The sequence below is a fragment of the Flavobacterium sp. Leaf359 genome (assembly GCF_001423985.1).
In the GTDB taxonomy this organism is placed as follows: Bacteria; Bacteroidota; Bacteroidia; order Flavobacteriales; family Flavobacteriaceae; genus Flavobacterium; species Flavobacterium lindanitolerans.
This window is the reverse complement of the sequence record NZ_LMPW01000012.1, coordinates 336690-361660: the sequence shown is the minus strand read 5'-3', so window position 1 is coordinate 361660 and position 24971 is coordinate 336690. Positions and strand designations below refer to the sequence as shown.

21 protein-coding genes and 2 tRNA genes are annotated in these 24971 nt (G+C 38.0%); 10 read left to right on the top strand and 13 right to left on the bottom strand.

The annotated features are described in order from the left end of the window. The first annotated feature begins 5 nt into the window (after positions 1 to 5). On the top strand, positions 6 to 3503 hold the full coding sequence (locus ASG38_RS17475) for a PAS domain S-box protein (RefSeq protein ID WP_082482199.1): 3498 nt from the start codon (positions 6 to 8) through the stop codon (positions 3501 to 3503). Between the two features lies 1 nt (position 3504). Next, positions 3505 to 3903: a response regulator gene (locus ASG38_RS09955; protein WP_056069976.1), complete on the top strand. Its 399-nt coding sequence runs from the start codon at positions 3505 to 3507 to the stop codon at positions 3901 to 3903. A gap of 138 nt (positions 3904 to 4041) precedes the next feature. On the opposite strand, the gene rpsT is transcribed toward ASG38_RS09955, so the two are convergent. From rpsT to proS, 4 genes are all read right to left on the bottom strand, one after another. After that, positions 4042 to 4293, bottom strand: a complete 252-nt coding sequence (gene rpsT, locus ASG38_RS09950) for a 30S ribosomal protein S20 (RefSeq protein WP_056071401.1) — start codon at positions 4291 to 4293, stop codon at positions 4042 to 4044. Between the two features lie 32 nt (positions 4294 to 4325). Continuing rightward, positions 4326 to 4397: transfer RNA gene (locus ASG38_RS09945), tRNA-Glu, on the bottom strand. A gap of 47 nt (positions 4398 to 4444) precedes the next feature. Then, positions 4445 to 4516: transfer RNA gene (locus ASG38_RS09940), tRNA-Glu, on the bottom strand. A gap of 78 nt (positions 4517 to 4594) precedes the next feature. Then, positions 4595 to 6073, bottom strand: coding sequence for a proline--tRNA ligase (gene proS, locus ASG38_RS09935; protein ID WP_056069973.1), 1479 nt, complete (start codon positions 6071 to 6073; stop codon positions 4595 to 4597). Positions 6074 to 6185: 112 nt separating this feature from the next. Here proS and ASG38_RS17715 point away from each other — a divergent pair, with 112 nt between their 5' ends. Both ASG38_RS17715 and ASG38_RS09925 read left to right on the top strand, forming a co-directional pair. Beyond that, complete coding sequence (locus ASG38_RS17715) at positions 6186 to 7175, top strand: hypothetical protein (RefSeq protein WP_056069970.1); 990 nt, start codon at positions 6186 to 6188, stop codon at positions 7173 to 7175. A 91-nt stretch (positions 7176 to 7266) separates the two neighbouring features. Further along, positions 7267 to 8763 carry an OmpP1/FadL family transporter gene (locus tag ASG38_RS09925; RefSeq protein ID WP_056069967.1) on the top strand — a complete coding sequence of 499 codons (1497 nt, stop codon included), beginning with the start codon at positions 7267 to 7269 and terminating at the stop codon, positions 8761 to 8763. Positions 8764 to 8814: 51 nt separating this feature from the next. On the opposite strand, the gene ASG38_RS09920 is transcribed toward ASG38_RS09925, so the two are convergent. Continuing rightward, on the bottom strand, positions 8815 to 9633 hold the full coding sequence (locus ASG38_RS09920; RefSeq protein ID WP_157486139.1) for a M23 family metallopeptidase: 819 nt from the start codon (positions 9631 to 9633) through the stop codon (positions 8815 to 8817). Positions 9634 to 9816: 183 nt separating this feature from the next. On the opposite strand from ASG38_RS09920, the gene rimO reads away from it, so the two are divergent. Further along, positions 9817 to 11133 carry a 30S ribosomal protein S12 methylthiotransferase RimO gene (rimO, locus tag ASG38_RS09915; protein WP_056069961.1) on the top strand — a complete coding sequence of 439 codons (1317 nt, stop codon included), beginning with the start codon at positions 9817 to 9819 and terminating at the stop codon, positions 11131 to 11133. A 67-nt stretch (positions 11134 to 11200) separates the two neighbouring features. On the opposite strand, the gene ASG38_RS09910 is transcribed toward rimO, so the two are convergent. Then, a complete protein-coding gene (locus ASG38_RS09910) occupies positions 11201 to 11971 on the bottom strand; it encodes a tetratricopeptide repeat protein (RefSeq protein WP_235498582.1) in 771 nt (256 codons plus the stop codon). Between the two features lie 183 nt (positions 11972 to 12154). On the opposite strand from ASG38_RS09910, the gene ASG38_RS09905 reads away from it, so the two are divergent. After that, positions 12155 to 12502: a nuclear transport factor 2 family protein gene (locus tag ASG38_RS09905; RefSeq protein WP_056069958.1), complete on the top strand. Its 348-nt coding sequence runs from the start codon at positions 12155 to 12157 to the stop codon at positions 12500 to 12502. 62 nt (positions 12503 to 12564) lie between these two features. Here the strand turns inward: ASG38_RS09905 and ASG38_RS09900 are convergent, their stop codons facing one another. Next, a complete protein-coding gene (locus ASG38_RS09900; protein WP_056069955.1) occupies positions 12565 to 12777 on the bottom strand; it encodes a helix-turn-helix transcriptional regulator in 213 nt (70 codons plus the stop codon). A 3-nt stretch (positions 12778 to 12780) separates the two neighbouring features. Further along, complete coding sequence (locus ASG38_RS09895) at positions 12781 to 13335, bottom strand: DUF2975 domain-containing protein (RefSeq protein ID WP_056069952.1); 555 nt, start codon at positions 13333 to 13335, stop codon at positions 12781 to 12783. A gap of 197 nt (positions 13336 to 13532) precedes the next feature. Here ASG38_RS09895 and ASG38_RS09890 point away from each other — a divergent pair, with 197 nt between their 5' ends. From ASG38_RS09890 to ASG38_RS09885, 3 genes are all read left to right on the top strand, one after another. Next, positions 13533 to 14078, top strand: coding sequence for a GNAT family N-acetyltransferase (locus tag ASG38_RS09890; protein WP_056069949.1), 546 nt, complete (start codon positions 13533 to 13535; stop codon positions 14076 to 14078). Positions 14079 to 14121: 43 nt separating this feature from the next. Continuing rightward, on the top strand, positions 14122 to 14292 hold the full coding sequence (locus ASG38_RS17710; RefSeq protein WP_157486138.1) for a hypothetical protein: 171 nt from the start codon (positions 14122 to 14124) through the stop codon (positions 14290 to 14292). Between the two features lie 83 nt (positions 14293 to 14375). After that, positions 14376 to 14804, top strand: a complete 429-nt coding sequence (locus tag ASG38_RS09885; RefSeq protein ID WP_056069946.1) for a hypothetical protein — start codon at positions 14376 to 14378, stop codon at positions 14802 to 14804. Here ASG38_RS09885 and ASG38_RS09880 read toward each other — a convergent pair. Next, entirely contained in the window at positions 14801 to 16993 is a 2193-nt protein-coding gene (locus ASG38_RS09880; RefSeq protein ID WP_056069943.1) for a radical SAM protein, read from the bottom strand. The two genes, ASG38_RS09885 and ASG38_RS09880, sit on opposite strands and share 4 nt — an antisense overlap. Before the next feature lie 88 nt (positions 16994 to 17081). Continuing rightward, entirely contained in the window at positions 17082 to 17777 is a 696-nt protein-coding gene (locus ASG38_RS09875; protein ID WP_056069940.1) for a hypothetical protein, read from the bottom strand. A 111-nt stretch (positions 17778 to 17888) separates the two neighbouring features. On the opposite strand from ASG38_RS09875, the gene ASG38_RS09870 reads away from it, so the two are divergent. Next, positions 17889 to 21926, top strand: coding sequence for a T9SS type B sorting domain-containing protein (locus ASG38_RS09870; RefSeq protein WP_157486137.1), 4038 nt, complete (start codon positions 17889 to 17891; stop codon positions 21924 to 21926). Positions 21927 to 21967: 41 nt separating this feature from the next. On the opposite strand, the gene ASG38_RS09865 is transcribed toward ASG38_RS09870, so the two are convergent. From ASG38_RS09865 to ASG38_RS09855, 3 genes are read right to left on the bottom strand one after another with little or no spacing between them, the layout of a single operon-like run. After that, positions 21968 to 22486, bottom strand: coding sequence for a hypothetical protein (locus tag ASG38_RS09865; RefSeq protein WP_056069934.1), 519 nt, complete (start codon positions 22484 to 22486; stop codon positions 21968 to 21970). Then, on the bottom strand, positions 22473 to 23162 hold the full coding sequence (gene prfH, locus ASG38_RS09860; protein WP_056069930.1) for a peptide chain release factor H: 690 nt from the start codon (positions 23160 to 23162) through the stop codon (positions 22473 to 22475). The genes ASG38_RS09865 and prfH overlap by 14 nt, the downstream gene beginning before the upstream one ends. 12 nt (positions 23163 to 23174) lie before the next feature. Further along, entirely contained in the window at positions 23175 to 24566 is a 1392-nt protein-coding gene (locus tag ASG38_RS09855) for an RtcB family protein (RefSeq protein WP_056069927.1), read from the bottom strand. Positions 24567 to 24971: the final 405 nt, after the last annotated feature.

Sequence of the window (24971 nt, the reverse complement as noted above, 5' to 3'; positions counted from 1 at the left end):
AACCGATGACGTTTCAAAAAGAAGGTATTCACTTTTTAATAATCGAAGACAATCAGGGCGACCTGGTGCTGATTAAAGATTATATAAGAGAAGAATTCCGTCATCCCGTTTTTTATGAGGCTAGGAATCTCAAAGAAGCCCGGAACATTCTGAATACGGAAGAAAAAATAGATATTATTTTTCTGGACCTGATTCTTCCCGACGGAGAAGGCGAACGGCTTTTGAATGAAATCATCCCCATATCGAGAGACATCCCGATAATCATACTAACCGGATTTTCTGACAAGGAATTCAGCATCAAGTCACTTTCGTATGGAGTTTCCGACTACCTGCAGAAAGAAGACCTGAACGCTTCTTTGCTTTTCAAAACGATACTCTACAATATCGAACGCAAGAAAATAGCACAGAAGCTGAGCGATTCAGAAAAAAAATACAAAGATATTTTTCAATACAGTCCTCTGCCAAAACTAGTCTATGATATTGAAACACTTCATGTCTTAGATGCCAATGATGCCGCTATAAGAAAATACGGCTATACCAGAGAAGAATTCCTAAATCTGAAAGCTTCCACCCTTGTAGCCAAGGATGACACTGAAAAAGCCATGGCTTTAGTAAAATCACTTAGGGAAAATGGAAAATTTGTGGAAATGTCTTTCAAACATACCACAAAAAATAGCGAAACAATCGATGTCATTACCCAAGGCAATGAAATTAATTTCAATGGAAAAAGAGCCCGACTTGTTTTAGTAACAGACGTTACAGAAAGACTTAAAACCGAAAAAGAGAATGAACTGAACGAACAAAGGTTCAAAGCCCTGGTTCAGGACGGTTCAGAACTGATTTCCATTCTTGACACTGATGGCGTATTTACTTATATCAGTCCGAATGTTCAGACCAATTACGGAATAAATCCGGATGATTACATCGGTCTCAATGCCTTCGACCAGCTTCACCCGGACGAAAAGGAAATTTTCAAACAGGAATTTTCCAGATTAAAAACAGAAAAACGCATCGCCACCCGCCCATTCCGATACATTGGAATAAACGACAATTGGCGATGGCTAGAAGCCAATGTCATCGACATGAGAGACAATGCCGCAGTTAACGGAATTGTACTCAATGCGCGTGATGTAACCGAAAGGATTGAAAACGAACTTAAAATCAAGGAAAGCAACCTTCGCTATGAAGCTATTGCAAAAGCCACAAGTGATGCAATATATGAATTTGATGCCGAAACAAAGAAAATATACATTGCAGGCTCCAATTACAAAAAACTATTCGGATTTGATTTTAAAGACCTACAGTATCTGGATTTAGATTTTTGGGTATCGCGGCTGCATCCTGACGAAAGAGAAGAAGTCAGGGAAAAAATTGCCGCCATAAAAGAAGATTCTTCAGATTCGCACCATGAAATAGAATACCGTTTCCGCAAACAGGATGACACCTATGCCCATGTTTTGGACCGTTTTGACCTGATATGGGAAGATGGCAAACAGGTTAAAAAAATAGGTGCCCTTCAGGATATTACGACACGTAAGTTCCAGGAAACCATACTCGCATTTGAAAAAGACACCTACAGGCTTAATGCGGAACCCAACAAATCATTAAAGGACGTTTTGGAGAAAGTAATCCAAAACATCGAAACTTTGATGCCGGATGCCTTATGCTCCATTATTGAAATCAAAAACCATAAGATAAAACACTTTGTAGGCAATTCGCTTCCAAAAGGTTATATCGAATCTATAAACGATATCGATTCGAAAAAAAGCATCTTTAAAAACGAAAGTGCTTTTATTTCCGATATTGAAAAAGAACCGCTCTGCAAAAATTTTGCTCCGGCTGCCATAGCCAATGGTCTAAAATCCTGTTGGTCGATCCCGATTAGAAAAACAGACGGTTCCAGTCTGGCCAGTTTCGTAACCTATTACAAAACCAACAGAGAACCCAATCCTAATGAAATCTATCTGCTTGACCGCATTGCCAATCTGGTAGGCGTAGTGATTGAAAACAGACGAGCCGGCGAAGAATTAAAAGAAGCCATAGACCGCTATGACATTGTTGCCAAAGCAACCAGCGACACCATATGGGATTGGAAAATTCAGGAAGATGATTTTCAATGGAACAAAGGAATCAGCAGTGTTTTTGGATACAAAAAAGAAGATGTTGGCGATACATCAAAATGGTGGTTTGATAGAATACATCCGGAAGACAGCCTTAGAGTATCGGTTAAACTATATAACTTTCTTGAGAAAAAAGTTGAAAAATGGCAGGATGAATACCGTTTCAAATGCATTGATGGTACATACAAACACGTTTTTGACCGAGGTTTCCTGATTAAAAACAGCAATGGTAAACCAATACGAATGATTGGTTCCATGCAGGATGTCACTAAGCAGAAAGAGGAAGAACAGCGACTAAAGCTTCTGGAAACCGTTATTACACAGGCCAAAGATGCGGTCATCATTACAGACAATGATACTTCTGAAACTTCTATTCCAAAAATTATCTTTGCCAATCAGGCATTTGCAGAAATGTCCGGCTACAAGGCATCTGAAGTCATTGGAAAATCGCCATTACTCTTCAGAGGTAAAAATTCTGACGAATCGGAATTGAAAAAACTGGTTACGGCTATCAAAAATGAAGAGGAAACACAGATTGAAACCATTAGCTACAAAAAGAATGGTGAGGAATACTGGGTCAGCTTTTCCATGATTCCGATTACAAACAAAGAAGGACAGCTTTCACACTGGATTTCGATACAGCGGGACATTACCCTTCTGAAAAGACAGGAAAAAGAACGGGAACAGCTCATCCGTGAATTAACACAAAACAATAAGGATTTAAAACAGTTCTCTTATATAACATCACACAATCTCAGGGCGCCGTTATCCAACCTAACCGGGCTTTTGAACCTGATTGAAGATATTCCTATAGAAAACGACGACCTAAAACTCATACTCAATGGCTTTACAAAGTCTACCCATCTTCTGAACGAAACCATAAATGACCTTGTCAAAGTTGTCATTATCAAAGACAATCCGTCTATCCAGAAGGAAGAAGTTCTTTTCAGCGAAGTATTTGAAACTGTTTTTGACCAGCTAAGCTATCTTATAAACCTGCACCAGCCAATCCTGAAAATCAATCTTGAAAACGACTCGCTTTCAAACATGAACAAGGCTTATCTGGAAAGCATCATGCTGAATTTGCTTACAAATGCCATAAAATATAGGAATCCTGCAAAAAAATTAAAAATAACTATCACTACAAAGGAGAAAGTTGATAAGACAATTCTTACCTTTGAAGACAACGGAATAGGAATTGATATTGAACGAAATAAAGACAAGATTTTCGGGCTATACCAAAGATTCCATAATTATCCGGACAGTAAAGGACTTGGGTTATATCTTGTCAAATCTCAAGTTGAAACAATGGGCGGAACAATTGATGTTCAAAGCCAGGTAAATAAAGGAACTAAGTTTACATTAACATTCAAAAAGGAATAAAATGCTACATAAAATCTTATGTGTGGATGATGATCCAATTACTCTAATGCTTTATAAGATGGTAATTGCCAAAGCGTCTTTTACAGAAGAAATAATTACTGCAAAAAATGGCCAGGAGGCTATGGACTATTATGAAAAGCTTAAAGCTAATAATGAAACCCATTGTCCTGAACTTATCTTTTTAGACCTGAACATGCCGGTTATGGGTGGTTGGGAATTTCTCGACAATTTTACTAAAAAGGAGTATCAGGAATTCAATACAAAAACAAAGGTTATTGTACTTTCATCTACTATTGACCCGACAGATATTGAAAAATCAAAGACCTATCCCATTGTAATCGACTTCTTGTCTAAGCCCATTACAAAAGAAATGCTGGAAGACCTCAAAGACAAATTATAAAAAAAGCTCTCAAAATTGAGAGCTTTTTTATTTTGGTAATTTTAAAACTTGGTCCATATCTCGTTAGTGACTCGAAATACGAATATAAAAAAAGCCCTCTGATGAGGGCATTTTATATTTTAGCGATTCAGCACCTAATTAAAGAGCAGAAACGTGTTTAGTCAATTTAGATTTTAAATTGGCAGCTTTATTATTGTGGATAATATTTTTCTTAGCCAATTTATCAATCATAGAAATAACACCTGATAGTTTTGCAGCAGCATCAGATTTATCAGTAGCCAAACGCAAAGCTTTGATCGCATTACGAGTAGTTTTGTGTTGGTATCTGTTTAATACTCTTTTCTTTTCGTTACTTCTGATTCTTTTTAGAGCTGACTTATGATTTGCCATTTTCTTCCTTTTTTTCTTTAAATGTTTTTTTGTAGTCCGTAGGGGAATCGAACCCCTGTTACCAGGATGAAAACCTGGCGTCCTAACCCCTAGACGAACGGACCTTGAATCCTTCTAAGTTAGTTTATACTTTCAATAAACTTTGAACTTGTAGCCCGTGGGGGAATCGAACCCCCCTTACCAGGATGAAAACCTGGCGTCCTAACCGATAGACGAACGGGCCTTGCTTCTCTAATGCGGATGCAAAAATACAACTATTTTTTATTCGCACAATAGCTACCTCATTTTTTTTTTATTTTTTTTAGTACGCCTTGGCAAAAAGCACTCTTCCAACAGAAGGTTTTCCAGTAAACACGCAGCTTCCGGACTCTTCTACTCTATCCAAAGCAATACACCTGATTGTTGCTTTAGTAAGGTCTTTGATTTTCTCTTCCGTCTCAGGAGTTCCATCCCAATGAGCCGCAATAAAACCACCTTTATTCTCTAAAACATCTTTAAACTCATCAAAGGAATTCACTTCGGTGATATGCGTATCCCTGTAATCCAATGCCTTACTAAACAAACTATCCTGAATTTCTTCCAACAGTCCGTTAATATGGTTTACTATATTATCCTTTAAAACGACTTCTTTAGACAAAGTATCTCTTCTTGCCACCTCAAAAGTTCCGTTCTCTAAATCTTTCGGACCAACTGCTACCCTAACAGGAACACCTTTTAATTCCCATTCTGCAAATTTAAATCCTGGCTTCTGGGTCGTCCTGTCATCGAACTTGACAGAAATTCTAAGTTTTCGCAATTGTGACACTAATGTATTTGCAGCTTCAGTTATGGCTGCAAATTCTTCATCCGTTTTATAGATAGGAACAATCACAACTTGAATTGGCGCCAGATTTGGAGGCAAAACCAATCCGTTATCATCTGAGTGCGTCATTACCAGAGCTCCCATTAATCGCGTTGAAACACCCCAGGAAGTTCCCCAAACATGCTCTTGCTTTCCTTCTGCATTGGCAAATTTAACATCAAAAGCTTTCGCGAAATTTTGCCCTAAGAAATGGGATGTACCGGCCTGCAGGGCCTTTCCATCCTGCATCAAGGCTTCGATACAATAGGTTTCTACTGCTCCGGCAAAGCGCTCCGTTTCCGTCTTTACTCCTTTGATTACCGGAATGGCCATAAAATTCTGTACAAAATCAGCATACACATTCATCATTTGTTCTGATTCTGCTATCGCTTCGCTTTGTGTCGCATGAGCCGTATGTCCTTCCTGCCATAAAAATTCGGCTGTTCTCAAAAACAAACGGGTTCTCATTTCCCAGCGCACTACGTTTGCCCACTGGTTAATCAGAAGCGGCAAATCTCTATAAGACTGTACCCACCCTTTATAAGTAGACCAGATAATAGCCTCGCTCGTTGGACGGACAATCAATTCTTCTTCCAGCCTGGCATTAGGGTCCACCATTAATTTCCCCGGTTTATCCGGATCATTTTTTAATCTATAATGAGTAACGATTGCGCATTCTTTAGCAAAACCTTCTGCATTTTTCTCTTCAGCCTCAAACATGCTTTTGGGTACAAATAGCGGGAAATAAGCATTCTGATGTCCTGTTTCTTTGAACATTCTGTCTAACTCCGCCTGCATCTTTTCCCAGATGGCATAACCGTATGGTTTGATAACCATACAGCCTCTAACCCCTGAATTTTCGGCTAAATCTGCTTTTACTACCAGTTCATTATACCATTTGGAATAATCTTCTGATCTTTTTGTAAGGTTCTTACTCATATTGAATAGTTTGGCACAAATATTGTTTAACTTTATTTAACTAGATAATTCAGCAAAACTAATTATTTTTGTATTGTCTTTTGTATTGTCCAACAATAAAATTGCTCTAGATATGAAAACTTATTACATTTCCCCAAAATCAGCATCCCTTTATTCATTAATCGGATTGCTGGCAATTCTTATGACTTCCTGTGGGTCATACCAGAATTCATCTTATTATGATTCCGATGGAGTTTACAACAATAACGAAAGAAGATCTAACACTACTGCAAACAATGAAAGCAGCAACGGCTACAGAGAATATTTCAGATCGCTACAGGATGATCCTGAAATCTTTACCGATTCAAACAATTATGCATCACCGGCTTATAACGATACTACTTATGTAGCTACTGCAGCATCCTATCCTGCCTGGGGAAGCAACTCTGATAATGTAACTGTAAACATTTACGACAATAGTTGGGGTTGGAATAATTGGTACGGACCAGGCTGGGGCTGGGGTCTAGGCTGGGGAGGCTGGTATGGCGGTTGGGGCTGGAATAGCTGGTACGGACCAAGTTGGGGTCTTGGCTGGGGCTGGGGCTGGAACAATTGGTACTATCCTTATTACGGCGGTTGGAACCACTGGCATGGAGGTCACTACTACAATAACTACGCTTATGCCAACGGAAGAAGAAGCTACTACGCCAACAACAGCTTTGGAAGAAACAATTATTACAGAAGCAATTCTGCAACAAGAAGCTACAGAAGCAATAATGCATACAACACTTCGAGAAGAGGGGAAGGAACTTATTATTCCAACCGAAATTCAACAAGATATAACACAACCGGAACCCGTAGCAACAGTACTACAAATTCAAGAGACTATAATTCAAGCTCAAGAGATTATAACACAACACGAAACAGTTATAATACCACAAGAAATAACAGCAATAATTACAGTACTCCAAGCCGAAGCAATTCTACAAGAAGCCAAAATGCGGCACCATCAAGACCATCATACAGCAGCCCTAGTTCAAGCGGAGGCGGAAGATCATCAGGTGGAGGTTCCTATGGCGGAGGCGGAAGATCTGGCGGCGGAGGCGGCGGACGAAGAGGATAACACTTAATTTAATGATACAGAATGCCTATGTCTAAACGTAAAAGTTATAGCATAGGTATTTTTTTGAACCCCTAAGAAAAAAATTAACCCTATGAAAAAGTATTTTTTATTTATGATTGCGGGATTTGCTTTAAGTGCTCAGGCACAAGAAGTTTCCGATGCCATGAGGTATGCTCAGGACAACCTGACCGGTACGGCCCGCTTTAGAGGGATGAGTGGTGCTTTTGGTGCTCTTGGAGGCGATTTTTCGGCAATTGGCGTTAATCCAGCCGGAAGTGCAGTTTTTACGACCAATCAAATTGCCATAACACTTAGCAACTACAGCATCAGTAACAAGTCACGTTATTTTGGCACCACCACTAAAGAAAAAGACAATAGTTTTGACCTGAACCAATTGGGAGCTATCTGGGTTTTCGAAAACGAAGATGCTTCAAGCAATTGGAAAAAATTTACAGTTGCGGCGAACTATGAAAATGTTTCCAATTTCGACAATCAGTTTCATGCTGCCGGATTTAATCCTACGAACTCCGTGTCGCAGTATTTCTCAAGCCATGCCAACGGAATTCCGTTAGGCGATATTACCAATCTGCCTTTTGAAGCACTAACATACAGAGAACAGCAGGCTTATTTCGGCTATTACGGCTACCTCATCAATCCTGCTACCAATACCGACAACAATACGGTTTATACTCCAAATGCTCCTGTTGGCGGCAATTATTTCCAGGAGAATTTTATTGAGACTAGCGGATATAACGGAAAGCTTTCCTTTAATGGAGGAGTGCAATACACAGACCGGTTTTATTTTGGTCTTAGCCTGAATTCACATTTCACAGACTATACCCGCGTAACCAACTTCTATGAAGATTATTTGGATACGCCTGGCAATAATCCAAATTCAGGACCTCAGGCTTTGCGTTTTAGAAATGAATTATACACTTACGGTAACGGATTTTCATTTCAGGTTGGAGCCATTGCCAAAGTGACTCCTGAATTCCGCATTGGACTCGCCTATGAATCACCTACCTGGTTTCGTCTGAATGAAGAATTGCGCCAGAACCTGGTTGTAGACTGCCCGGACTGCGGAACCCGCAACCCTGTAATTGTCGATCCGAATGTAACCATGATTTATCCGTCATATCGTTTACAAACGCCTGGAAAATACACAGGAAGCTTAGCCTATGTTTTTGGAAAATATGGACTAATCAGTGTGGATTACGCCATGAAAGATTACAGTAATATACGCTTCAGACCAAGCAACGATTACCGCCAAACAAATGCACAATTAGAATCACTGCTTGACGTAACATCCGAAGTACGCATTGGTGCTGAGGCAAAAGCAAAACAATGGAGTTTCAGAGGCGGTTACCGTTTTGAGCAAAGCCCTTATAAAAATGGAAAAACAGTTGGAGACCTGCAAGGATTTTCAGCAGGTCTTGGCTATAATTTTGGGGGAACAAGGCTGGACGCAGCATATTCTTATGCCAAAAGAGACATACAGCAGACTTTCTTTTCACAAGGACTTGTTGACCCGACCACAGTCAAAACTGTCAGCAACAATGTAACACTTACATTATTGATGGATTTATAAAATATATCTTTTACACATAAAAAAGCCTCTGCAAATGCAGAGGCTTTTTTATTAAAACTCATAATCTTTTTTATACGATTTCTTTTCCTGCAGGAATTCGAGCTTGTTTCCTTCTGTCCTGAATTTTGTACGGATAGACCTCCTGCCCTTCTCTATATCCGAAACAAAACTGAAAAAATGCAGATGTGGCCCGGATGACCAGCCAATATTGCCACTAAGTCCGATTTTATCTCCTCTTTTAACAACATCTCCTTTTTTGACCAAAGAACCTTTGGTGTCAATGTGCGTATATTCCGCCATTGTTCCGTCTTCGTGATAAATCACGATATAATTATTAAATTCTGCACAGTCTTTCGACATACAGGTTTCCGTATTGCTATCCTGAACATCAACAACAATACCATCTCTGGCAGCCGTAATTTCAGTACCGACAGGCATGATGAAATCAAGGGCAAATTCACCCTGATGTGAAATCTTGCCATTATACCCCTGTCCAATACTATATTCTTCTCCTTCTTTATACGGCAGACTATACGGGAAATCGATATCATATTTCCTTAGATTGATATCACCCAGGAAAAATGAGCTCTGGTATTTAAAATTAAATTCCTTTTTAAGATTAATTACTGAGATTTCCATCAGCACAAATCTTTTTGCCTTTGCCGGAACCAGTACATAAGGCGCTTTAAGGCTGCTTTTCATATTAAGAAGCTCTGTCCGTATCAAGACGGAAACCGGACAAAACTCATTATTGTCAGCAAAAACTACCGTCTTTCCTTCAATAAACTCCCTATATACCTTAACATCCCGTTGCTGTGCCAAAAGCATCAAAGGAGCCAGCAACAAAAAGAACATTCCTATTTTCTTCATAAAACCATCATAAAATATAAAAACGCAATATATCAAAACTAATACCGATATAAAACGGCTTTCTTCTGAATCTATTTTACATCCAACTATTTTTCTTACCCTAAAGTCAACCTCATAAAATTTACCCAACCATAGTGCTACTATTCATAAAAAGCTTAATTTTGCACTCCAATTTACAATTCTATGAGAACCAAGTCATTAAAGAAAAACAAAATCAATGTAATTACATTGGGATGTTCCAAAAACGTGTATGACAGCGAAGTGCTGATGGGTCAGCTCCGTGCCAGCGGCAAAGACGTAACTCACGAAGCCCCAGCCCATGAAGAAGGAAATATCATTGTAATCAACACTTGCGGTTTTATTGACAATGCAAAGGAAGAATCTGTAAACATGATCCTTAACTATGTTGACAAAAAAGAGCAAGGCCTTGTTGACAAGGTGTTTGTGACCGGATGCCTTTCAGAACGTTACAAGCCGGATTTGATTAAGGAAATACCAAATGTAGACCAATATTTTGGAACTACAGAACTACCGGGCCTTTTAAAAGCCTTAGGTGCCGACTACAGACATGAGTTATTGGGCGAACGTCTTACAACTACGCCTAAAAATTATGCCTATCTTAAAATTGCCGAAGGATGTGACCGTCCTTGCAGTTTCTGCGCCATTCCATTAATGCGTGGCAAACACGTTTCACAGCCCATTGAAAAATTGGTAAACGAAGCAAAAGGACTGGCCAAAAACGGAGTAAAGGAACTGATACTTATTGCCCAGGATTTGACCTACTATGGTCTTGATTTATACAAAAAGAGAAATCTGGCTGAGCTACTGGAAAATTTAGCTGCAGTTGAAGGCATTGAATGGATTCGTCTGCATTATGCTTTCCCAACAGGTTTCCCTATGGATGTTCTGGAACTGATGAAAAGAGAGCCAAAGATTTGCAACTATCTTGACATCCCGCTTCAGCATATATCCGACAACATTTTAAAATCAATGCGTCGCGGAACAACTCAGGCCAAAACGACAAAACTCATCGAAGATTTCCGTAACACAGTACCTGGAATGACTATCAGAACGACCCTGATTGTAGGATATCCGGGAGAAACCGAAGAAGACTTCCAAATTTTGAAAAACTGGGTTGAAGAAATGCGATTTGAGAGATTGGGTTGTTTTGCGTATTCTCACGAAGAAAACACACATGCCTATCTACTGGAAGACGATGTTCCTGCCGAAGTAAAACAACAGCGTGCAAACGAAATCATGGAACTCCAGTCTCAGATTTCATGGGAATTAAACCAGGAAAAAATCGGGCAGGTTTTCCGTTGCATCATTGACCGCAAGGAAGGCAACCATTTTGTTGGAAGAACAGAATTTGACAGCCCGGACGTTGATAACGAGGTTCTGATTGATGCTTCTAAAGCCTACTTAAAAACCGGAGAATTCGTAAATGTAAGAATTACTGATGCTGCCGAATTTGACTTGTATGGCGAAGCTGTTTTATAATTTAAAACAAATCTTTTGAAATAAAAAGCCCCGGTTCCTGCCGGGGCTTTTATATTATTATCCTGACTTATTTCAGAAAATAAACCTGATAAGGATAACGTTCGTAAACCACATTATCTTCGTTGATGGTGAAACCATTTCTATAATCGGTTATGGCTTTTTGCATCAACTTCTCCGCTTCATTATTCCTTCCCAACTTAATCAGACATAAAGCTTTATAATATTCCGCATCGGAAAACTCCCGGTAAGTTCCAATTGAGATATCAAATTGCGCTATCGCTTCCTCATATTTACCCAGCTCATACTTCGCTATACCCATATAAAACACATCCAAAAAATGTGGTTCAACACTACTTGTAGCAAGGTGGGCTTCCCTATCCGCCTCGAGTATCTGTTCCGCCTCTGCAAATCTTCCCAACTGTAAGCAAGAAAGCGCTATATAAAAATCATACGTATGGTCCATGACATAGGAATTGCCGCTAAGTTTCTTGGCGGCTTCAAAATCCTCAATTGCTTCGACATAACGTTTACCAAAAATACATTTCATAAAAGCCCTGTAATCCATATATAATTTGGGGTTCAGCGCAACTGCTTTGTCCAAAAAAGGCATCGCATATTCATATTTACCTTGTTTAAAAAGAGGCATTGCTTTTTGTTGCCAGGCATAGGCAGAGCGCGGATAATCCTTTACTATCTTATCCATTTCTGCCTGATAGTCCTGTGAAAAATGAAATAACTTTCGGGCTTCATCGATACGTTTCTCTACAATTTCTTCTTCTGTTTGTGCCCTGGCAGTAAAACCTACTACAAAGAGCAACGATATAAAAACAGTTTTCATAGGCGAAGTTTGATTGGTTATTTGCACAAATGTATCATTATATATAAGAGACTGAGTTAATGAAAACTACTTCTTTGTTAACAGAACGTTAATGTCAAAATTGCAGTTATAATAAATCTAAAAAACTGAATAACAGACAAATATTTTGTAATTTTAGTACGTCGCTTGAAAAACTTATAGGCCATGACTTCGAATAAATATACAGTGGTTTCGTATATAGAAGGCTTTAGGACTTACGACCACAAAAAAATTCTTTCATGTCTTGCAGAAGATATTGTCTGGGATATGCCCGGATTTTTTCACCTGATTGGAAAAGAAGCTTTTGACAAAGAAATTGAAAAAAACCATTTTATAGAAAATCCTGAAATTGAAATCATCAGTCTCACCGAAGAAAACGATATTGTTGTAGTTGAAGGGAAGATCACATGTAACTTCAGGTCTGGTGACCTGCTTAATGCAGCATTTTGTGATGTCTTCCAAATGGAAAACGGAAAGATTAAAAAACTGACAAGCTATCAAATGACCCGATAACACAAAAAAGTCCGCAAGTAGTCAACACAGCGGACTTTTAAAAATCAGTAACTATTACAAAGTTATTTCGTATCAGGCTGATATTCCAGAATATCTGCCGGCTGGCAATCTAAGGCTTTACATATAGCTTCCAGTGTACTAAATCGGACAGCTTTGGCTTTTCCTGTTTTTAGGATGGAAAGATTCGACAGTGTTATGTCTACCTTTTCAGAAAGCTCATTGAGCGACATTTTTCGCTTTGCCATCATTACATCTAAATTTACTATTATCGGCATAAGCTATATTGTTAGATCATTTTCAGTTTGGATTTCGATACCTCTTTTAAAAATTTGTGCTATAATCAAAAGAATTATCCCCATAAACAACCACACATCAGAACCGTCAAAGTGCATATCGTCTAAACCTGGCATAGAAACACCTTCCAGAACCAGCCCCTTAGTGTATTTCTCTCCCCAGGCAGAAAAAAAACCTATTCCTAAAGCCAGATACGATATTAGCGAAATGAAACGTCCCATTGCCTGGTTGAAAGGTTGTGCCATATCCAACTTATTTTCATACAGAATCTTTACAATCAAATAAAACATCAGTGCTTTCAGTACAGCCACAATAATAATTTGTGACATTATTACCACATAATGATGAGAACCGTATTTGTACAAATCAGACAAATCAATCAGCATCCATAAACGTTTAATTTCTGTAGCATCAAGCGTGAACATCATAATAGCATTAACTATAAGAGCACCCGCTTCAAAACACAATCCGAGAAATATGATCCAGGATATGACATGCAATACCTGAAGGATTAGCTTAGTACCAATTTTGATTTCCATATCGTTTGATTTTTAATGATTACCGGACAAATATATTTATTTTTATTGAAAAACAATAAATTTATAATGAAAAATATAAAATATTTTCCGAACATAGATTAATTTATATTGATAAAGAATATATACTATCCTTTATTTCCTGAAAATTCAGACATTTTTTTATTACTTTTATACTTAGTATTATTTACTATTTTAATATGACTTTTTTTACTATTGAAACAGAAAGACTCCTTTTAAGAAAGATTGATCTTGAAGCCTACCAATATATTTATGAGCATTTTTCCGAAAAAGAACTTTCTGAATTTTTAGGCATCAATACTCCTGAAAAACTGCAGAAAGAAAAAGAAAAATTCAAAAAGGGAATTACCACCTACAACAAGTCCATGTTGTTATTTCAATTACTCGACAAAAAAAACAATAAGGTTATTGGCGGATGCGGCTATCATACCTGGTATTTGGACCATGCCCGTGCCGAAATTGGATATGCACTAACAGATGACAATTTCAAAAGAATGGGGTTAATGAGCGAAGCGTTGCAATCTGTTCTTGACTATGGTTTTGATAAAATGCAGCTCCATAGAGTTGAAGCATTTATAAGTCCAACCAACAATGCGTCGATACAACTTGTCAAAAAATTTGGCTTTGTAAAAGAAGGTGTCATGAGACAACATTATCAAAAAGAAGGGCAATTTGAAAATTCAGAAATCTATTCGTTGTTAAAAGAAGAACATCAAAAAAGATAATACAAAACTTTATTGGGATTTTCATAACTTTATATAAAAAACCATGGAAATCAACTGGATAACAATAGCAATTGTAGTTTTGATTGGCTTGATTTTAATTGTATTTCTGATGAAGCGAAATTTTAAAGACCAAAAAAAGGTAGAAAAATTTTTCAACGAAGAATACAAGGCAAAACCAGAAAATGAGTCAGAAGTCAATGATAATGACCGTTGAACGGTTTACATCCTGTTAAAATAGGTCATTTCATTATACTTTGGCTTAAAAATGAGTAAGTTTGGAGCTCAAATTTTTAATTTATGAAAACCGGATTATTTTTTATCGCTATATTTTTCCTAATGCTTTGTCCAGAAACTGCTTCGGCTCAATACTACAATCCATACGGAGGTGGTGTCGACAGGTCTATAGGTTCTGAAGTAAGACAGAACAAACCTAAAAAAAACAGCAATGAAAAAGTAGACATGGGAGAGAACTGGGCTACATATCTTGATAAGGAAATAAAACTGGACGGCTTACAATTTGCTGCCGTAAAAGCAATTATAAACGACAATAAAAACAGCATTGAGGAAATTTCCAAAAGCAATCTGCATGTTCAGGAAAAAAAAGATAAAATGCGTGAAATAATGGACAAGATTGATGTCGAAATTTTAAAATTATTATCCAAAGACCAGGCAGCCAAATATTTAAAAATGAAAGAAGATAGCGAAAAGAAAGCTATGACCAACTAGAGCACCAGTAAGCCCTGTTCTCTCAATGAATTGATGGGTTTACTATACCAAAACAGTTCAAAATCTTCGAACCCGGAGTTTTCATAATCCGTTTTAATCTCCTGATAGGTGTACGTTTTCAGGTTTGAAACCGCAATTTTCTCCAATATAGCTCCCAACCATATTCCCTGTTCTTTTCCTACAGAAATGGCAAAAGCTTCTTTTTTAGTATGAAAATCAAGAGAAGCCATTTCCCATGAATTTCCTTTTTTAGATTTAGTATAGGTTGAAATCACAGGCTTATTGCCTAACCAAATCACTTTTGCCGTTGGTTTGGCGAAACTGTTTTCATCTTCATGTATGGCATTATAGATATAATCGCCTGGAATTTTGGTTCGGGGTACTTTAAAATCAAACCAATCCTGCAGCGGAAAATCAAAACAGATACCATGCATATAGTTGAAGAGCGATTTCTTTAAGCCATAACTAAAGGCATCATGGTCTGTTCCTGTTTTATCAATATGTACAATATCATTGTTGGCAAAGCTACCCAAGACTTCTGTCTCTTTTAGTACGCCAAATTTTTCAGGATACATTCCTACAGGACTATGAGCCGTCATAGCAAATTGGTGCCAAAAACCGGATTGCAAGACTCCCATTTCAAATAACTGGCGTACCATTTCCAGGGAGTCAATTGTTTCCTGGGCCGTTTGTGTTGGAAAACCATACATCAGATAAGCATGTACCATTATACCTGCTTCCGTAAAATTTCGCGTCACCCGTGCAACCTGTGCTACAGTAACACCTTTTTGAATTAGCTCCAACAGCCTGTCTGAAGCTACTTCCAAACCGCCTGAAACAGCAATGCAGCCTGAGGCCTTTAACAAAAGGCACAAATCACGGGTAAAACTCTTTTCAAAACGGATATTAGTCCACCAGGTAACCGCCAATTTTCTGCGTAAAATTTCCAATGCAAGAGCCCGCATCAATGCCGGAGGTGCAGCTTCGTCAACAAAATGAAAACCGTTCTGCCCTGTTTGTGCAATAAGCTCCTCCATTCTGTCGCAAAGCAACCTGGCCGCCACCGGCTCATATACTTTTATGTAATCCAGTGAAATATCACAAAACGTACATTTACCCCAATAGCATCCATGCGCCATGGTAAGCTTATTCCAACGCCCGTCACTCCACATACGGTGCATAGGGTTGACAATTTCAATAACCGAAATATAACTGTCTAAGAGCAGGTCTGAATAATCAGGTGTTCCTACTTCTGATTGCTTGTAATCTTTTTTGGATGAATTATTCTTATAGGCAATTTTTCCGTCTACCAAAAGAAATGTCCTCTTCCATGAATCATATTCAGGATTTTCAATATTCAGAATAAGCTCTTCAATAGGAGCTTCGCCGTCATCAAGAGTGATATAATCGAAAAATTCCATCACCCTGATATCAGACAAAGAGCGTAATTCCGTGTTTGGAAATCCACCACCCATGGCAATCTTGGTATCAGGATACTGTTTTTTGATAAACTGGGCGCTTTTAAAGGCACTGTATAAATTTCCCGGAAAAGGAACTGAAAAGCAGACCAGCTTTGGTTGCAATTCTTTCATTTTCCTATCCAAATTTCCGAGTAATAGTCTATCAATATAAGTAGGCTCCCTATGCAGCATGTCGTAAAGCGCATCAAAAGAATTGGCAGAACGTCCCATTCTCTCTGCATAGCGGCTAAATCCGAAATTTTCATCGACACATTCAACGATAAAATCAGAAATATCTTCAAGGTAGAGAGTCGCCAAATGTTTAGCCTTGTCCTGAGTTCCCATAGTTCCGAAAGCCCAGTCCAATTCTTCAAGCTGTAAAAACCGGGAAGCTTCGGGAAGAAAATCTTCCTGACAAATCAGATGCGACAGGGTTGGGTTTTTGCCTTGCAGGAAAAGCATAACCGAGTCGATTGTCTTAATATACTCCTCCTGTAATGCCAGAATCCGTTTCGCATTATCCGATTTATCCGTTGCTTTTTCAGCTTCCGAAAACAGGTCGGTTAATCCTTTTCTGGAAAATAATTCTAATATAACCTCAATGCCCAAATCAGCCTGAAAAGAAGAAATGTTCTTGGTGTTCAAAAAACCTTTAATATAGGCCGTTGCCGGATACGGTGTATTCAGCTGAGTAAAGGGTGGCGTAATTAGAAAAACGGTCGGATTCAAAACAGGTTATATTAAGTCGCAAAAATATTGCTTATTTATGAAAGTGCCTGTATAAAACGAAAAAACTCCCGTTTGGGAGTTTTATAAATTATTCTTTCGTCAGAAATTCATCCAGTGCTTCTTCGCGGATGGCCTGTTCTTCCTTATAGAGTTTTTTCAGGTACTTCAGCATACCAAAAAACATAATCACCAACAGAAACAGTATAGTTGCCATATAATAAGCCGTTCCCATACCTATGGAAATCATTCCCCCACCCATTCCATCTGCCATAGATGAAACGGCATTTAGTTCATCAGAACTTTTGATTATGATTCCAAAAACAAGTAATACTATGAAGCCAATAGAAGAAAAGATGATATGCAGCAGACCTTTTCGTTTGGCTTTGACAAAACTCAAAATCAATCCTGCTATTGCCATAAAGAATGGGATTCCCATCATAATCATCATAACAATTCTACTACTTTTTTCATCTGGTGTTTCTTCAGGAAGCGGCAGACTTTCAGCTTTTATCGGATTGCCGTCTTCATCAACATCAAGAGAATCCAGGTTCGTTCCAGCCGCACCAAACAAATCTTTACCTAATTGTTTTTCTAATTTTTTAGAAAATTCATTGTCTTTCATCTTTTCCTTCATGTCGGTTCCAACCACATAATCAAAGCCTGTAACAGAAACCAATTCTGTCGTACCACATTTGATTGTTATAAAAGGAAAGAAAAAACAGATTAATATTACTGTATAACTTGGAATAGGAAGTAAGTCAGAAATGATTTTAAGTGCTCTCATATAAGGTTATATCTTTTATTTATATTTCATTTCAAACTTAGTGCTTCTTGTTAAATTTAAGAAATTTTTAAGACGATTTTTTTTATAATTTTGCAGCTTAAAAAATCATTTGTGAAGAATCTTATTTTATTAATAGTTTTTATTATAATGTTGCCGGCTTTTGGACAAAAGCAAAATAATCCAACCGGGTTTTCTGAAAACAAAGGACAGATTATCGACCAAAAAGGAAAGGCTAATCCATCAGTATTATATTTACTAAACTCAAACGGGTTAAACGTCCAGCTCAAGAAAAATGGTTTTTCATATGACATTTATGAAAGTAAGAAGCTTCTAACCAAAAAAGAGAAAAACAAAGAGCCACAAGTGTTTTCGGATCTTAAAAAAGAGGTCCTAGATGATCACACTTATGAATACCAATACCACCGAATTGATATTGATTTTGTAGATTCTAATGCAGATGTCAAACTAATTGCAGAAAACAAATCTAAAGATTACGATAATTACTATACTGTTCCCAATACTCCTAACGGTATTTTAATGGTACATAAATATAAAAAAGTTACCTACAAAAACCTTTACAACAATATTGATGCTGTCTTTTTTGTTCCTCAAGATTCAACCAAAACGGTAGAATATAATTTCATCATTCATCCCGGCGGGAAAATTTCTGATATCCGGATGAAATTTAATGGAGCAGAAACAAAACTGTATGACAATAAGATAAAAATGCAGGTTCATTTTGGCGAAATGGAAGAAGTATTGCCTTTAAGCTGGGTTGAAACCGGAAACGAACAAAGCAGGATTAATGTGGGATATAAAAAAATAAAGAAAAACCTTTATGGATTTGAATCTTCTGAAAATTTAGAAAACAAGACTATTGTTATTGACCCGGTACCAATTCGATTATGGGGAACCTATTATGGCGGCAATGGGCAAGAACTAGGGCTTAATATTAAAATTGACCCATTGGATAATGCCATAGTATGTGGCAGAACTACAAGCACAACAAATATGGCAACGAGTGGTACCCATCAAAGTACTATTATAGGCCAAACGAATGGTTTTGTTGGCAAATTTGACACCAATGGGGATCGCCTGTGGGGAACGTACTACAGATCCGAAATCTATTCTGTAAAATGTGACTTGAATTCAAATATCTTTTTCTGCGGAACCACATTTGCACCAGCAGATATCTCATCTCCCGGGTCACACCAACCAACAAAAAATAATTATAGTGACGGTTTTATCGTAAAATTAAACAGTTCAGGAATTCGTGAATGGGGAACCTATTTTGGCGGAGAACAAAATGAAGAAGTCATAGATTTAAGCACAGACAGCAATGGCAATGTATATGCCGTAGGAACCACGAGCAGCCATACAAATATTTCCACCCCGGGTGCTTTTCAGCCTAGCTATCAATCTTCTAATACGACAAACGATGGATTTATTGCCAAATTCACTCCACTAGGAGCTCTTGTTTGGGCAACTTATTATGGAGGAAATACAGTTGATGTTCTTTCTTCATGTGTAATTTCCGACGACAATTTCTTATATGTCACAGGTTTTACAGGAAATCCAAATTTAGCTTCACCCGGCTCTTATCAGCCAAATTTAATCGATGGATTTGATGGTCTTATTTTAAAATTTTCGCTTAACGGACAACGTATATGGGCAACCTATATGGGAGGGCAACAAGAAATATTTGGCAACGCCATCAAAGGAGACAATTTATATGTATATGGTAAAACCAGAAATCAAAATATTGGGACACCCGGTACATTCAGACCCAATTTTCAAGGAAATAATAACGCTACATTCCTAACTAACGACGAAGCATCTTTCCTTATAAAATTCAATGTCCAAACACAGCAAAAAGTATGGGGAACTTATTTTATAGAGAGATTTAGAGATCTTGCGGTAAATAATAATGATGAAGCCTATCTTTCTGGTGATACAAGTCTTAGCGACGGATTCACGACTCCTGATGCCTTCATGCCTGTAAAAGGCTTCTATCACAAGGCTTTTCTCTTAAAAATGTCTCCTACAGGTCAAAGGGTCTGGGGAACCTTTTATGGTGGGGAAAGAGCTACGCAATTAGCTTTTGTGGATATAGACAGTAATAATGACATTTATCTCTTTGGAAGTGTTTTTGGAAGTACAACAGGAATAGCAACACTGAATGCACATCAGGGTGCATTGGGCTCTAATCCAGAACCTGATAATTATCTAGTAAAATTCAGAGATTGTATGTCAACAACTACTATATCTAGTAACTCCCCTGTATGTATTGGTAATACAATTCAGCTGACAGCCAGCGGCGGAACAGGTTATTCCTGGACAGGCCCTAACGGCTTCACTTCTAATATTGCCAATCCTACAATACTGAATGCTACGAGTTCTCATAACGGCACCTACTTCTGCTCTATAACCGGAAGTGCCGGATGTGATAATACATTAGACATAGAAGTTGTTGTAGGCAATATAGCAGCTCCAACTCCTAACAATCCTAGTCTGCCAACTTTAACAGGAGATTGCAATACACTAACAATAGTTCCGCCAACTGCTACAGACCAATGTGGTACAATTATCACGGCTACAACAACCAGCCTGTTAACCTTTACAACTGAAGGAACTTATACTATTGTATGGAAATATACTGACGCAAATAACAATTCCTCTACACAAAACCAAACGGTTGTCATCAATCCGACACCGCTACCGGTAGCAAATGCCACTGCTTTTTTCTGTTATAAGATGACTCTTGCCTTAAGCGACATTACAGTTACCGGACAGAATATAAAATGGTATGATGCTTTGATAGCAGGGAATCTTCTACCATCGACGACTTTAATCGAAAATGGAAAGACTTACTATGCTTCACAAACAATCAATGGTTGTGAAAGTGGGAGAATGGCTATTGCGGTAACTATTCAATATACCAACCCGCCTAGTGGTTTTGCTGTACAGCAATTCTGTGACACACATAATTTAACATTAAACGATTTTGTAGTTACAGGAACAAATGTTGTTTTTTATGACAGTCAGTTTGGCGGAAGCATACTACCTTATTCAACTCCATTAGTCGATGATATAGTCTATTGGGCTTCACAAACTGTTAATGGATGCGAAAGCGCAATGAGGCTTCCAATGATCCCTAATATTATCAATGAACTTCCAGCTAACAACTTTGCTTTCAATATTTGCGATGATTTGAATGACCAGAGAGAAAGCATTAACCTTGCTGCATATAATGACAATCTTATTGCCAATACTGCCACTTATAACTTTAGCTATTATACCAGTTATAGCGGAGCCGAGAATCAAACGGCTTCAAACAAAATAACAGCATTCACTTCTTATAATTTAAATATAGGAACAAATATAGTTTATGTAAGAATTGACTATAATTCGCTCTGTTATAAGATAGTTGAATTGCAGCCAACATTAATACAGCCACCTGCTTTAATCATGGCAGACACTTTTAGTATGTGCGAAAATAGTTCTGTAAGAATCAATGCAGATACCGGATACGATAGCTATTTGTGGTCTACTGGCGCTACTACTCAATCTATTACCGTAAATGAAGTTGGCAATTATTCTGTTACCGTTACAAAAAGACATGGAAACGCAATATGCTCAACAACAAAATCAATTACTGTAGTGGCATCCAATAAAGCTACGATTACTAAAATAGAAACCCGTGATTTTACTGCTACCAACAATGCCATAACAGTACTGCTTTCAAATTCAAGCATTGGTAATTATGTTTATTCATTAGATGGTATCAACTATCAGACTTCAAATACATTTTACGGTTTGGATAGCGGCCAATATACCGTTTATGTAAAGGATACAAATAATTGTGGTATTGCCAAAGAAGAAGTTTTCCTTCTGATGTATCCAAAATTTTTCAGTCCTAATAATGATGCTGTAAATGATTTTTGGAAAATCAAATTTTCAATGCATGAGCCAGGATTAAAAGTGCAAATTTTTGATCGATACGGTAAATTCATTGCAGAATTGGCACACAATTCTGCCGGTTGGGACGGAACACTTAATGGAGAAAAATTGCCCGCAACAGATTATTGGTTTTTAGTAACCAGATCTGATGGAAAAGAATATAGAGGGCATTTCTCTTTAATACGATAATAAAAAGGTTGCCAAAAATGGCAACCTTTTTCATTTTGAAATTATTTTGATAATTTCTTGGACTTGTTCTTTTTCTTTTCGACCAATTCCATCTTACCCTTGATTCTTTTTTCAACATCTCTAATCTCAGACTCTGAATCATAGCTAATCGAATGCAGCTTTGCATTTCTGATTTCTTTCATTGCTTTTTTGAATTTATGCTGTACTTCAAAAAGTATGGCTTTCTTTATAAAAACGCCTGCTTTACTTATGCCTTTTATTGTAAGTGCAAAATCAATTAATCGCATCGCTTCTTCATAATCTTCATTTAAGATAAGCGTCTGTATATAATAAGGGTAAACCTCAAGCGCATGAATGTTAATCGTAAAAGCCTCTTCAAAAAAACTTTTAGCGGCTTCATAATTCAGTAATTGCTCCGCCTGGATTCTTCCATAAAGACAAAGCACCATTGTATTTTTGGCATCATAGGAAAAAGCATAATCCAATGATTCAATGGTTTCTTCGAGTGAATAGGGATAGCTATCTAAAGCCTGAAATACATATTTATCAATTGTTTTCATTTCTTAAATCTGTTTTTAATTTTCTGCGGGTTCCTTTATAGCTTTTCTCAATTTTATTCTTCTTGAAATCGGTTCCGGCAAATATCCTTATCGGGTTTCCGCGCTGTATATTCAGTTGGTTTTCCCATTGTTTGCCTACCTGTTCCTTGAGCTGCTGTAAATTTTCGCTTTCTAGTTTTTTAAATAATCTTTCTGTTGCCAGTTTTTTGTTTTGGTGCTGTGACCGACTGTCCATCGCAACCACAGTAATTCCTGTTGGCAAATGTGTCGCCCTGATAGCAGAACTGACTTTGTTTACATGCTGTCCGCCGGCTCCTGAGCTTCTCATTGCCTGATATTGGATTTCGTTTTCTGAAATCGTCTGGCTTTTTTGGTTTTCGATTTCAAAAATCCCAATAAACCAGTTTTTACGCTTGTGCATCTTCCTGAACTGGCTTTGGCCTATCCATTGGATAGTTCCAACCCAGGAAGCTACAAACATTGACACGTCTTTTCCTTTTACAGAAACTGTAGCGGTTTCAACTGTTCCATTTTCAGAACCTGTCTGGCGTTGCAATAAAACAGCTTCAAGCTGCAGCTCCTGCGCTTCTGCCAACACTTTTTTAAGCACCTGGGCAACTACCCAAGTGCATTCTGCAGGCCCACGGCCCGCTGTTATCTGAATTATCTTTTCCATTTTTTAAATTTTTTATCGGTCCATCCTGACAATTTTCGGAGTGAATGTTCCCAATACTTCTACCAACTCGCTTTGATTTTCCATTACTTTCGTAATGTCTTTGTAGGCCATAGGCGCTTCATCAATATTGCCACCAATAAGTGTAACATTGTTTGTTTTCAGCACTTTGTTGATTTCGCTCTGGGTGAAAGTACTTTTGCACTTTGCTCTCGAAAACAATCTCCCGGCTCCGTGCGAGGCTGAATTCAGGCTTGCTGCATTTCCTTTTCCTCTCACAATATAGCCCGGTGCTGTCATTGAACCCGGAATAATCCCCAATTGTCCTTCTGCAGCCGGAGTCGCCCCCTTTCTATGGACAATACACTCCTTGCCATCAACCATCTCTTTCCATGCAAAATTGTGATGGTTTTCAATGGTTACTACTACTTTTTTTCCGAGTATTTTGGCAATTCTCCTGTGAATATCGTCGTGGCAGGCTTTGGCATAATCACCCGCCAGATTCATTGCGATCCAATATTCCTGTCCGTCATGCGTATTGAGATCCAACCAGGCCAAATGCTGTACATTCCTTGGCAACGGGCATTGTTTTGTTGCCAGATAGGTATAATGCTTTGCAATGTTGGCTCCTAATCCGCGCGAACCGCTATGAGAAAGAACAGCAAAGTACTCGCCTGCTTCTATTTTCCATTCGCGTAGTGGATTATCAATTTTGACAATTCCAAATTCCACAAAATGGTTACCGCCTCCTGACGTGCCAAGCTGTTTGTAAGCCTTATCCAAAAGACGTTTTAACAGCGGAATGTCCTGAAACTCTTTTCTGTAAAATACTTCATGGTCTGCCTTAATTGCATGTGTCTCATACATCCCGAATTTGGTATGGTCTTTCAATATGGTCTGTAGCTGGTCGTCTTTCCCTTTTAGGAATGATGCCGGAAGGTCAAAAACAGAAAGGCTCATACGGCAACCAATATCGACACCAACTCCATATGGAATCACAGCATTGTCTGTTGCCAAAACGCCTCCAATTGGCAAACCATATCCCGAATGCGCATCAGGCATTAAGGCTCCTGCTATTGAAATTGGCAGTTTGAGCGAGTCATACAATTGAAACTTGGCCTGTTCATCGATTTCATTTTCTCCAAAAATCGTAAAGGGAGCCCTTGTTGTTTTCAATTGATGCATTCTCACTTGCACGGGATTAACCAGACCTTCAGCCACTTTTCCCCAGGTTCCATGTCCGTTGAATTTTTCCGGATACAGCAAAACCTCTTTCGCTTCTGCCAGAATGGATTCCTTTTTTTCTCTTTTTCTATATCTGTTTATTTGCCCAAGGGCAATATTTATTGAATTATTTTTTGGAAAGCCCAATTTAATCAGGTCTTTTCCGGATAATTTATTTCCCATAAATTTTATTAATTGTAATTTTTCTGTGCAGACTTACGTCAATTCCAAATACTATGGAAATGAAACATAAGCATGCTAAATCTTTTATCCTTTCGGGATAAATAATGGAACTATTTTTCGGGAAAATTTTGAAGTGTCTAGAATAAAAAAAGCCCGAATCTAAAATGCTTCGGGCTTTTTTATATATCTAAAAAATAATTTCTAAGATTGAAATAAGCCACGAAGACGCACAGCACCAAATCCTATTGGTGAGTAGCTTTGAAATGATAATGCCAATACAGTCATTTTTCTTCGTTTTAAAAGTGTTATTAATTTTTCGAGTGCAAATATTTAGAATATTTTTTGAATTATGCAAATTTTTTTAAAGTTTCTGAGGTGCTGAGGTGCTGAGGTGCTGAGGTGCTG